8 protein-coding genes are annotated in these 12,779 nt (G+C 42.0%); 5 read left to right on the top strand and 3 right to left on the bottom strand.

Going from position 1 to position 12,779, the window contains the following annotated elements; all coding sequences use genetic code 11:
* Positions 1–35 precede the first annotated feature (35 nt).
* Positions 36–1,268 carry an ABC transporter permease gene (locus SPD53_RS04410; protein WP_232334276.1) on the bottom strand — a complete coding sequence of 411 codons (1,233 nt, stop codon included), beginning with the start codon at positions 1,266–1,268 and terminating at the stop codon, positions 36–38.
* Between the two features lie 4 nt (positions 1,269–1,272).
* Positions 1,273–2,205, bottom strand: coding sequence for an ABC transporter ATP-binding protein (locus SPD53_RS04405; protein ID WP_156854104.1), 933 nt, complete (start codon positions 2,203–2,205; stop codon positions 1,273–1,275).
* Between the two features lie 744 nt (positions 2,206–2,949).
* Here SPD53_RS04405 and SPD53_RS04400 point away from each other — a divergent pair.
* A complete protein-coding gene (locus SPD53_RS04400; protein ID WP_336251748.1) occupies positions 2,950–4,155 on the top strand; it encodes an MFS transporter in 1,206 nt (401 codons plus the stop codon).
* 73 nt (positions 4,156–4,228) lie between these two features.
* On the top strand, positions 4,229–7,396 hold the full coding sequence (locus SPD53_RS04395; protein WP_336251747.1) for a DEAD/DEAH box helicase: 3,168 nt from the start codon (positions 4,229–4,231) through the stop codon (positions 7,394–7,396).
* 61 nt (positions 7,397–7,457) lie between these two features.
* Here the strand turns inward: SPD53_RS04395 and SPD53_RS04390 are convergent, their stop codons facing one another.
* Complete coding sequence (locus SPD53_RS04390; RefSeq protein ID WP_336251746.1) at positions 7,458–8,735, bottom strand: hypothetical protein; 1,278 nt, start codon at positions 8,733–8,735, stop codon at positions 7,458–7,460.
* Positions 8,736–9,026: 291 nt separating this feature from the next.
* On the opposite strand from SPD53_RS04390, the gene SPD53_RS04385 reads away from it, so the two are divergent.
* From SPD53_RS04385 to SPD53_RS04375, 3 genes are all read left to right on the top strand, one after another.
* The gene (locus tag SPD53_RS04385) at positions 9,027–10,067 is read left to right on the top strand and encodes a TAXI family TRAP transporter solute-binding subunit (RefSeq protein ID WP_336251745.1); all 1,041 of its coding nucleotides are present in this window, start codon (positions 9,027–9,029) and stop codon (positions 10,065–10,067) included.
* A 90-nt stretch (positions 10,068–10,157) separates the two neighbouring features.
* Complete coding sequence (locus SPD53_RS04380; protein ID WP_336251744.1) at positions 10,158–10,688, top strand: DUF1850 domain-containing protein; 531 nt, start codon at positions 10,158–10,160, stop codon at positions 10,686–10,688.
* Entirely contained in the window at positions 10,681–12,726 is a 2,046-nt protein-coding gene (locus SPD53_RS04375; protein WP_336251743.1) for a TRAP transporter permease, read from the top strand. The genes SPD53_RS04380 and SPD53_RS04375 overlap by 8 nt, the downstream gene beginning before the upstream one ends.
* Positions 12,727–12,779: the final 53 nt, after the last annotated feature.

Below are 12,779 nucleotides of genomic sequence, written 5' to 3'. Positions count from 1 at the left end.
TATAGTATATTTCTAGATTAAATGGAAAAAGTACTTCATGCTTTTAACCATTTCCAAATTTCTCCGGGAGTTGCATTCTTCCCATACATAAGAATTCCGACTTTGAAGATCTTACCAGCAAGTCGAATAAATACAAGGACACTGACGATGATAATTACAAGTGAAATACTAATCTCAAGCCACGGCCAAACATCGAGCATCGTGAGTCGGAGCAGTAATACACCTGGTGCCGTGAATGGAATATAGGTACCGATTTGTGCCATTAAGCCAGAAGGATCCCCAACGACCGGACCGATGAAAATAAATGGCAAGAACGGAAGCATCATGACGATTCCTTGGAAATTTCCTGAAGTCGTCACATCTTCAATCGTAGCCCCAATTCCGACAAAGATTGCTGCGAACATTAAGTAGTTTAAGACGGCAAGGAGTACGAATAGAAGAGTCTCTGGGACGAACAGATACTCAAATAGCGGAACATCGGTTAGAAACAGGATCATTGGCACTAAAAATACAAGCAATACAGCGGCCTGCACAAGTCCAAGGACGAAATAACCGATAATTTTCCCTTGCATCAATTCCTCAGGAGTGACGGAAGAGAGAATGATTTCAGCAATTTTATCTTTTTTCTCCTGGGATGCACTTTGGAACATTGCCATCCCGGTGAAAAGGATCGAAATGAAAATAATTCCTCCAAAGGCTGCTGGGACGATTCCCGCTAGGAAATCTTCACCGGATGCCTCGTCTTCAAGAGCTTTGTCGTTCGTCATTTCTTCTGCATCCATTTCGACAAACTGAATCCCGCGAGAGACAGCAAGCGATTGCTCTTCCGTTAACCCGAGCGCTTTCATCTGATGGGCGAGGATTGGCCCTTGGAAAATTGCTAGTTGACTTGAAAAGAATGGATCGACATCTTCCGCGATATATACTGGAACGACACCATCATTTAAAGCAGCTTCATTTAATAAAATATAGGCGGTATCCTCCGCACCATCTAACTCAGCAGCAACGTCGCCAATTTCCACATTCGCTTCCTCTATAGACCATTCCAGTCCACTTTCAGAAGCATATTGTGTAAGTTCATCTATGATACCAATCTCATCATTAATAAAAACAGTCATCTCATCTTCATGAGAGTCATCGTCAGAACTGCCTCCAATCCAGCTGCCAATCAAGCCGAAACCGACGATTAATAGGGGAGTAAGGAATAACCCGATTAGAAAGGTTTTATTTTTCATATTTCGCTTGATTTCCCATTTCGCAACTTTCATTGCATTACGCATGGATTTCACCTTCTTCCGACATTAAGCGTTTATCTGTAGCGATATCAATAAAGATTTCATGGAGAGATACTCGGTCAATCGCCAGCTCCTGAATCGTAACATCGTCTGGCAGTTGTTTCAGCCAACGGTTTGGATTAACATCCTTCGTTAAGTAAAGAATGGCTACATCGCCGTCCTGTTCGATATTTTCAACTTCAGGAATCGTCTCGAGTGTACCTCTTTCATTGCTTCCACGAATGGTACATTTGAAATTCGCATATTCTTGTTTTACATCATAGAGTGACCCATAAATGATCTTTTCTCCACGCTGAATCATAAATAAACGGTCACACATTTCTTCGACCAGGTTCATTTGATGGGAAGAAAGTAAAATAGCAGTGCCATTATCCCGGAGACTTCGAATTTCATCTTTGAAAATCTCCTGACTCACTGGATCAAGGCCGGAGAAAGGTTCGTCGAGGATTAATAATTCGGGTTCATGGATGACTGCGCCGATAAATTGTACCTTCTGGCCCATTCCTTTTGATAATTCTTCCATCTTGACATTTTCTTTACCTTCCAAGTCAAACTTTTTCAAGTAATCAAGAATTCGTTTCTTTGCCTTGTCCAAGGGGTAACTTTTTAAATCAGCAAGGTAAAGCAAGATGTCCATCACTTTCACATTTTTGTACAAGCCTCGTTCTTCGGGAAGGTAGCCAATTTTATTTTGTGGTATTCCTTTTCCTTGGTGGTTATGGAACGTGACGGTTCCTTCATCGGGATACATGATTCCCATAATATTACGGATGGTTGTTGATTTCCCTGCTCCGTTCGGCCCAAGGATGGCCATTATTTCACCCTTATTTACTTCGAAGGATATGTTTTTTAAAACTTGTTTGTCTTTAAAGGATTTATTAAGTCCTTTTACTTCCAACATCGTTTCCATACAGGTATAGACTCCTTTCCAAAATAAAAATATGTATGCTTCGCTGTAGTAGGTTATACGGATGGAATAGATAAAAGTTTCATAGTAGCGCACTTTTTAAAAATTCTTCTTAGCAAAGTAACTTACTTGCTTTCATCCAGCGTAAGTATCTGGCTCGTTCACTAATTATGGCGTTCTAATCGCCGTTCAGTTGCCCAGTGGACGGATGCTTTCCGCGGGCACAGCCGAAGCCTCCTCGGGCTACCGCCCTGCGGGGTCTCCGGACTCGTGCTATTCCCGCAGGAGTCACCGTCCACTGGGCAACTGAACTGGTAGAGAGTGTTATTGTTGACGGAAAATATCCCACCATAATAAGCGTTCTATTTAAGAAATAATAAATAGTGCTCCAAATTTGGCCTTTCCTCGGAGCAGCCCAGACACCTCGAGACTCCTGCGGGAGGCCGGCTAAGTACGGTCACGTCCTGTGACCAATGCCGGCATTAGAACCTCCTGTTCGTCGATAGGCCTAGGTGAGACCCCGCAGCGCGCAAAGCGTGCGAGGAGGCTCACCAGCCGCCTGCGGAAAGCGAGAGGTGTCTGGACTGCGAACCTCCAGAAGAAAGTTGCACTTACACTGAAAGAAAGCAATCTACCATGCGGCGCTTGATAAGGGTGATTTGCTTTCTCACTTTCAGATGCGTAAGTTAAGATATTTCCATTCTCGAAGTAATCCGGTATAATTTAGTATTAAGCATTTAGGAGAGGATGTCTGATCAAATGGGAGAGGCAAGACCATATTCGAGACCAAAAGAGGAAAAAATTTGGACAAAGGATTTTATTTTTATTTGGTTAGCTAACTTTTTTATTTTTCTTGGTTTCCAAATGACGCTGCCAACACTCCCGCTCTATGTAAAGGAGCTTGGTGGCAGTGACCAGATGGTTGGTATCATTGTTGGGATCTTTACTTTTTCGGCATTATTATTAAGACCATTCGCTGGCCATGCATTGGAAACAAAAGGGCGTGGCTTCGTATATATTATTGGGTTAGCTATTTTTGTAATAACAATGGGGATTTATGGGTTCCTTGCAAGTATTTTTCTACTCGGATTAGTACGGGTGATTCAGGGTGCAGGCTGGGGATTTTCTACTACTGCAGGAGGAACAATTGCAACAGACTTGATTCCACCTAAGAGAAGAGGAGAGGGAATGGGGTATTTCGGATTATCTGGAAATATTGCCCTTGCCATGGGGCCGTCCCTCGGTTTATCCCTTGTTGGCATCATTTCGTTTCGGGATATCTTTTTCATCTGCGCAACACTTGGACTTACTGCATTACTTTTATCCCTTGGCATACGTTATAAAAAGGTAGAAGCACCGGAGACACAATCAAAACCTGCTCGTTTTGATGTGCTTGAGAAGACTGCGTTACAGCCTTCGATCCTTATGTTTTTCATTACGGCGACATTTGGCGGGATCGCTACCTTCTTACCACTTCATGCACTAGAGCGGAATGTAGAAGGGATTACAATGTATTTTCTTGTTTACGCGATTTTCCTTATGTTTTCCCGGCTCTTTGCAGGACAGATTTATGATAAGAAAGGGCATCTCTATGTCTTCATTCCAGGTGCTCTTTTCATCTTTTCTGCCATGCTTTTACTCGCTTGGTTACCAAGTAAGACGATTTTGTTGACTGCAGCAGCGTTGTATGGATTTGGTTTTGGAACAGTACAACCGGCGCTTCAGGCCTGGGCGGTAGATAGGGCGGAAGCGAACCGGAAAGGGATGGCGAACGCAACATTCTTCTCCTTCTTTGACTTAGGGATTGGAGTTGCTGCGATTTTCTTCGGGATGCTCGCATCGAATATTAATTACGCATCGATTTATATTGCATCATCGATCTCCATTCTTTGCTCCATCATCATTTATATTTATTTTTATCTAAAAGGAAAACGGCAGCGGAGCGTAATATGATTTCTTTTCACTTTTATCCTTGCTTCCTTTAAAATGGAACTAAGGCAATAACATAAAGGCAGGTAGTAGGATCTTGAAACCATTAAAGGATGTTAATATCAGCAGATTATTCCCATCGGTCATCTACCGTCGGGGAGTCGATTATTATAACAAGGGCAGAGTCAGTGAACCGCTCTATGACAGGAATCATGGTGTGTGGACAACAACCGTCACCGGTACGGAAGATTATTTTGTAGAAATCGATGTAAAAGGCATCAATAAAGGAATGATTGAAACGTATTGTGATTGCCCAGCGTTCGACACATATGGCTCCTGTAAGCATATTGTAGCAACTTTGTTAATGATACAAGCGAAGGACGGGTCGGGAGAACAGGCAGTTTCCTATGATTATAAAATTACAGACCGGTTCATTGAGCAGATTAGCGAGCTGCAGCAATTAGACCAGAAAAATCCGAGCCTTGTCATGGACCAGACGCCGGTACAGGTAGAGTATCATTTGCATGTTAGTTATAGTGGCAATTTACTCATTGAATTGAAATTCGGAGAGAATCGCACTTATGTGGTAAAAGAACTGGTTGAACTAATCGATGCAGTTCTTTCTGGTAAAGAATACTTTTTCACGAAGAACTTCACATTCAGGCCCGAGGAAAATTATCTTCTGCAGTTGGATGAGGAAGTATTCCGGATGTTACATGCGATCTGGAAGAATGAAAATATTTACCACTCCACGTTCTATTCGATGACAAATTCAGCCGACAACCGGTATATGACAATTCCGCCTCTTGCCGCGCGTGATTTGCTCATGAAGCTTGCAAACCGGAAGACAACGGTTACAGTCGCGGACCGGACGTATGAGGATGTAACGATTGCTGAAAAGGGATTCCCTTTTCAATTTATGCTTGAAAAAAGTAACGAAGCGGACATTTTGCTGCGGCTTAAAGAAGGCAGCGGTATGTCTGTTTTGAAGGAATATAATATGCTGTTGAATAATGGGGTCTTTTATTTCATTACTCCAGAACAAACCGAGATTGTTGCCAACTTGTTTAAATTTAACATTAATCATCATGCCCTTGCGATTTCAAAGCAGCAGGCAGACCGTTTCTTTTCCGAAGTCATTCCGTCTTTAAAAACGGTAGGTGATGTCACGGTTGCAGAGAATATTATTGAAGAAGTCATTCAGGTGCCACTTCAAGCGAAACTTTACCTTGAATTGCAGGATGAGGTAGTGAAAGGAAAGTTGGAATATCAATACGGAAAGCATCTCGTTAACCCATTTAATGGACGCGGGCAAAATGATGTGATCATTATCCGTGAAGTGGAGAAAGAACGGGAAATTATGGAGCTGATTGAGCATGCGAATTTCCGGTATAACGGGAAGGAACTCTATCTGGAAACAATAGAAGAAGAGGAGCTTTATGAATTTCTTTATAAAATCCTCCCACTGTTGGCGGACAAAGTGGAATTGTTTCTGACGTCTGATTTGAAGTATATGATTGTAGAGCATGAACCGACAGCTACAACAAACGTGAATCTCGATTCGGCTTCCAATCTGCTTGAAATCAGCTTTGATATTGACGGAGTGGATGAATCGGAAGTGGATTCAATTTTACAGGCAGTTATTGAAAAGAAACGGTTTTACCGTTTAAATAGCGGGGCAATCCTCTCGCTTGAAAATGATGCTTTTTCCTCTATAAATGAGTTTTTCGATCAGCTGGATATAAAAAAACAGGATGTGACCAGCGGAAACGTGCAAATGCCGCTCTACCGGAGTACGCAAATTGATGAACTGATCGATACGAAAAAAAGCTATGACCCGGAATTCCGCTCACTCATTCATCATTTGCGTTCACCAGAAGAACATGTCGATAAATTGCCGGAAAATCTGGACGCCGATTTAAGGAATTATCAGCTGACAGGCTATCAATGGTTCAAGTCACTCAGTCGTTATCACTTAGGTGGGATTTTGGCAGATGATATGGGGCTTGGGAAAACATTGCAGACAATCGCTTATCTTGCATCTGAACCGAGTGACAAGCTGCATCTAGTCGTCGCTCCATCATCGGTTGTTTATAATTGGAAGAATGAATTCGATAAATTCACACCACATTTAAAGGTTGAAATATTAACCGGGTCACCGGCAGAAAGACTTGAAAAAATCGAGAATAAGCAGGATGTCGATGTTTGGATCACTTCTTATTCAACAGTACGTCAGGATATCGAACAATATAGCCAACTCGACTTTCAAACATTGATCCTGGATGAAGCCCAATATATTAAAAACTATGCAACGAAGACGTCCCAGGCAATCCGTCAGATCAATGCTTCTCGCCGCTTTGCTTTAAGTGGGACACCGATTGAGAACTCGATTGAAGAATTATGGGCCATTTTTCAAGTCGTTTTGCCAGGCTTAATGCCGAATATACGAAGTTTCAAGCAGCTTTCGAATGAGAGAATTGCAAGTATCACAAGACCGTTTATTTTACGCCGTTTAAAGCAGGATGTATTGAAAGAATTACCGGATAAAATTGAATCTGTTAGTCTTTCTGAGTTGACCAAGGAACAAAAGGAATTGTACGTCGGTTATCTGCAGCAAGTACAGCAAGACGCTTCTGAGTCACTTCAAGATAGTGGCTTTAATAAGAACCGGATGAAGATTCTCGCAGGACTGACAAGATTGCGGCAGCTATGCTGTCACCCCTCTTTATTTATTGAGAATTATCAAGGGGAGTCGGGCAAGCTAATGCAATTAATGGAAACAGTGAAGACAGCTCTTGAAAACGACAAACGAATGCTGATATTCTCCCAATTCACGAGTATGCATGAATTGATTATTAAGGAACTGAATAAAGAAGGAATCGATTTCTTTTACCTGAGCGGAGATACGGCTTCCGAGGAACGTCAGCATATGAGCGAACGCTTTAACGGCGGGGAGAAGAGTGTCTTCCTTATTTCGCTAAAAGCAGGGGGAACCGGGTTGAACCTGACCGGTGCTGATACGGTTATCTTATATGACCTCTGGTGGAATCCGGCCGTAGAAGATCAGGCAACCGGCAGAGCCCACCGCTTTGGGCAGAAAAATATCGTTCAAGTCATCCGTCTCATTGCAGAAGGAACGATTGAAGAAAAGATCTACGAATTGCAACAGAAAAAACGTGAACTCATCAACCAAGTCATTCAGCCAGGCGAACAAATGCTAAGCAGCCTGAGCGAAGATGATATTCGGGAATTATTGAGTTTGTAAATGAAAAGAAATCCTCCATATGACCCTTTATTAGGGGCAATATGGAGGTTTTTTGTTTGCATTAATGATTCAGCGTAAATAACTTGCGTGGTCTCCCTTTTTTATAGGGTCGTTCTTCACCAGCTACCCTTATGACATCCCCTGTTAGTAACTTATTTACCGTCCGCTCAGCACTCCGTTTCGTTACTTGATAAAACAATGCCACATCATTTGTTGAGAATGGTTCATTATTTCGATTGGTAATAAAATCAATAAAATTATACGAAAGCTCATTATTCAACCGAGCATCGTGGATCAATGCTTGATATAGGCTTGATGTGTCAATTTCCTTTTCGACGCCAATCGGTCCAATCATTTCTTGTCTTTCATTTGTAATATAACAAATACTATGATCACTTCGTAGACAGCTTTCATGCGCTATTTCGGCATTTTTCGCAGCTTCGAGTGCACTGAGCCCCAGTCCGAATCCAAGATAAACAGGAAGCTTACCGCTTTTCATTTCTTGTAATAAAGGAAATGAACGGTAATGTTCTTTCAAATGCTTATGTAGCTTCTCACTGCCGTATATAATAAATCGTCTTTCCTTCGTCTCTGTGAAGGTTGAATCTGTCCGATTGGTAAACCGTGCTACGATCTTCCTGATTCGCTTTAAAATATCTAAACGATGTCCGACGATTTCTGTGTTTTCATCAATTCCTTGGATTGAAATATAGCCAGTCACCATCTGTGTGTTTTCCGATTCACTTAATTTGGCAAGTGAAATGGCTTTCTCTAGCGCTTGTTTCAGCCGGAGATCAGGTAAGTGAATGGTGCTTGCTGGGATATTTTTTTGCTGAAGAGCTGCAGTGATTTCTGCTGTACTTGCAAGAACATGATCGATATTCCCTTTTTGCCAAAGCGTAGTGTAATAGGTGAGCAGGCTGTCTATATCTGGTCTCTCCCACGAGTCATGCAGGTATGAGTGAATCTGTCCGTCTTCCAAGTCTAGCTCACTTTTTACATCTCTTAGGTAGGCTTCATCAAACAAATCGAAAGCAATTCGTTTAACTGGACCTTCCGCTTGTAATCGGTAGAGGGCCGCGCTTATCCTATACGGGTCCAATTCAATCGCTACGGTTGGCAGGCGTTTCCTTTCAATTTGATTTCGGGCATATAGATAAGAGAGATATTCTGTAAATAAGTAAACATCACAATTATAAACGGTATCAAGGAGAGAGGTTGTCTCATTCACATTGGAATAAACGAAAGGCAACAATTCAATCTCGGCATCTTCTGGTAAAATTGCATAAACTCGGTCAATTGTTTCCTGTATTCCGAACACAGCTATCTTTACTTTCATCTCATTAACCTCCAATCATGAGAAACATCAAAATATTTACACACTATCATATTGAATTTTCGTAATATTGTCAAGAAGTGAATTGAAAACGGATACATTTTTGTTGAACTTTTTACTTAAAGCAGGTAGAGTAGTTAGAAAGGAATAGTACGAACCTAATTCGTGATTTGTATGGTAATTATCGTTAAATTCCTATAGAAAATTGCTAACTTGCCGATAGTTTACAAGAATTATATTGACAAAATAGAGACTTTTGTTAGAATTTTACGTATAACGAAAGGGGGATATAAGGTGAAAAAGAGTAAATTATCTATTCTCTCCGTTCTTTTGATAGCGCTTGCTTTATTCTTGGCAGCTTGTGGCGGAGGAGATGACGAAGGAGATGCAACTGGGGATACTGGCGGCGACAACGCCAGTAATGAAGGCGCTGAGGATGTAGAAACGGGAGAAGATACGCCCGATTTTCTAAGTATGCTTACGGGTGGAACGGGCGGTACTTATTACCCGCTTGGCGGAGAAATGGCGCAAATTATCACGAGTGAGACAGGGATTCAAACAGATTCTCCGTCTTCCAATGCTTCTGCGGATAATGTTATTGCCCTTAAAGAAGGCGAGGCAGAGCTTGCATTTGTACAAACAGACGTCGTAGCTTTCGCGGTAGAAGGAATTAATGCGTTTGAAGGTGAACCGGTTGACAATGTATTGGCAATAGGATCCCTTTATCCGGAAACGGTGCAAATTGTAACAACAGCAGATTCAGGTATCGAATCAGTGGAAGACCTTGCGGGTAAAAAGGTATCTGTAGGTGCACCAGGATCAGGTACTTATATCAACGCTGAACAGATATTCGAAGCTTACGATATGACAATGGATGATGTCGATGCCCAGCATTTGGATTTCGACGAATCAACTGGCGGAATTCAAGACGGTAACATCGATGCAGCATTCATCACTGCAGGTACACCTACTGGGGCAGTTGAAGGCTTAGGTGCTACAACAGAAGTTTCCGTCGTACCGATTGAGCAAGACAAGATTGATGCCATTATTGAAAAATATCCATACTATGCAGAGGACACGATTCCTGCGGGGACATACAGTAGTGTAGATGAAGAGATCAAGACTGTAGCAGTTCTTGCAATGCTTGCGGTGACAGACTCCTTATCAGAAGATGTTGTCTATGACATTACGAAAGCAATCTATGATAATGCGGACACGATTACACACTCTAAAGGGGAATTTATTACACCAGAAACAGGTGTTGAAGGAATCGGAATCGATTTCCACCCGGGTGCGGAGCGTTACTTCAAAGAAGCAGGAGTGCTTGATGAATAATTAACTGAATTTCGTGGCCGGCAATCAAGACGGTAGATTAGTTTTGAACGCCGGCCGTTTTATTGACGAAAAAACTGGTGGTTACATAGAATGAAATTTAAAAAAATGATTATTGCCTTTATAATCCTACTACTTATCGTCCTCATTTTATTTATCCCTTCGCGCACGGCGCTTGTTTTTTATCAAGAGAATACGAAGGAGATTGCGGCTTTTCTGCCGATGAATAAAGGGGATCAATTCGATATAATATTTACTCATTCGATCCACCTGACAGATGTTGAGGAGAAATATATCATAACAGCTGATTTAAATATTGAACAATATGAAATGATTTTTGAATCTTTTGGAATTGGTATGCCTTCCAATGCAGAAGAAGGTCAGAAATTCGAAGCGAAGGATGGGAAGTATCATATTGGTAATATGAATATCCGTTTTGAATCAATGAATATACGCAATGGTAAAACCGTGTCCGAACATCGGCTCCGCTGGCAATATGCGGGTGACGATGAAGAGCAGATGGTTTGGTTCAATGATTACTTTGAACCTGGTGCTCGGTATACGGTGAAAATAGATAAACTTCCGTTATGGAAATACTTGAAAGGAGTGAAGATTGATGAGTGACAAAAAAGATAAAAAGTTGGATATGGAAGAAATACAACTCTCAGAAGAAGAACAGCAGAAGTTGATGGAGAAATATGATGCGGAATCAAACCAGAGAAAATTAGGTGGAATTCTCGGTTGGGTAGTTTTCCTTACACTCATTGCTTTTTCTCTATTCCACCTTTACACTGGAGCATTTGGGGCTAAGACAGCATATATCCAGCGAACGATTCACTTAGGCTTTGCTTTATCACTCATATTCTTATTATTCCCGGCAAAGAGGGGATTAAAAAAGTCAAGTGTTCCATGGTATGACTGGATATTCGTAATCTTGTCTATTGTCGTCTGTGCCTACTGGCCATTATTCTATGAAACTTTGGTAATGAAGGTCGGTAGTATTGATAACACGCAAATGATTATTGGTGGAATAGCAGTTCTGCTCGTTTTAGAGGCAGCGAGGCGAGCGGTTGGTTTGCCAATCGTTATTATTGCAACTCTGTTTCTTGCTTATGCGTATTTTGGTCAGTCTATGCCTGGAATGCTCGCACACCGCGGTTTGACATTAAACCAGTTGATAAATACGATGTTCTTTACGACAGAAGGAATTTTAGGTACACCGATTCAGGTGTCATCTACTTATATTTTCTTATTCCTATTATTTGGAGCATTTTTAGTTCAGACAGGTGTCGGACTTTACTTTAATGATTTGGCACTAGCGATTGCAGGACGTCGTGTAGGAGGACCTGCGAAGGTAGCGATATTCTCAAGTGCCTTAAACGGTACGATTTCTGGAAGTTCAGTTGCGAATACAGTAACAACCGGATCATATACGATTCCGATGATGAAACGGCTCGGATATAAACCGAACTTCGCTGGAGCGGTTGAAGCGGCCGCATCAACCGGTGGACAAATTATGCCGCCGATTATGGGGGCCGCAGCGTTCCTTATGATTGAATTTGCGGGCGTTCCGTATTGGGATATTGCTAAAGCGGCGGTTATCCCCGCATTACTTTATTTCACTGGTATTTGGGTGATGACTCACCTGGAAGCGAAACGGCTCGGTCTTGTAGGACTTCAAAAAGAAGACTTGCCGAATAAAATGGATGTTTTGAAGAAACTTTATTTGCTCTTACCGATTCTCGCAATCGTTTACTTCTTATTTGCTGGTTTTAGTATTGAGCGGACAGCTATTTATGGTATTCTCTCTGCAATTCTTGTGAGTATGTTCAGTAAAGAAACGAATATGTTCCTTGATGAGAATGGTAAATTTACACTAGGTAAGCTCTTGACTGCATTAACAGACGGTGCGCGGACAGCTCTCGGTGTTGCGGCTGCGACAGCTTGTGCGGGAATTATCGTTGGAGTAGTAACACGAACAGGGTTAGGTCTGAAGTTAGGTAACGGTTTAGTCGGTCTTGCTTCAAGTATTGCTACAAATGAAATGATGTTGATTTTGCTGACGTTGGCCTTTACGATGATCACTTCGATTATTATTGGGATGGGGTCACCGACAACTGCGAACTACATTATTACATCAACGATTGCTCTACCGGCAATTATGTCATTAAGTGACCAGTATGAGCTGGCGATTCCAGTTCTTGCCGCCCATATGTTTGTGTTCTTCTTTGGAATCGTGGCGGATATTACCCCGCCAGTAGCGCTGGCAGCTTTTGCGGCTACGGGGATATCGGGCGGGGAACCGATACGTACGGGAGTGAATGCGACGAAGCTTGCAATCGCAGCCTTTATCATCCCGTATATGTTTATCTTTGAACCACAGCTCTTGATGATCGATGTCACCTTTCTAGGCTTGACATGGATTATTATTACGGCTCTTACCGGTATGATTGCAATTGGAGCAGGCTTAATCGGGTATTGGTACCGTAAGCTGGTCTGGTTTGAGCGGATCATTGCCTTTGTTGCAGGTATCTTGCTCATGTACCCAGAAGGAAACTCTGACCTGATTGGAGCAATTATTTTCGCAGTTATGATTGTGATTCAGTTCATGGGTAAAAATAAAAACAACAGCAATGAGGAAAAGCAAGCGGCAAATGCGTGAATGAAAGTTTATAAGAAAAGGGAGGCCCTGATATCCAGGAGCCTCTCTTTTAC

Origin of the sequence: Oceanobacillus sp. MO10714A (genome assembly GCF_037072045.1) — a bacterium.
Taxonomy (GTDB): Bacteria; Bacillota; Bacilli; order Bacillales; family Amphibacillaceae; genus Oceanobacillus; species Oceanobacillus indicireducens.
The sequence above is the reverse complement of the archived record's forward strand: the minus strand, read 5'-3'. Positions and strand labels throughout refer to the sequence as shown.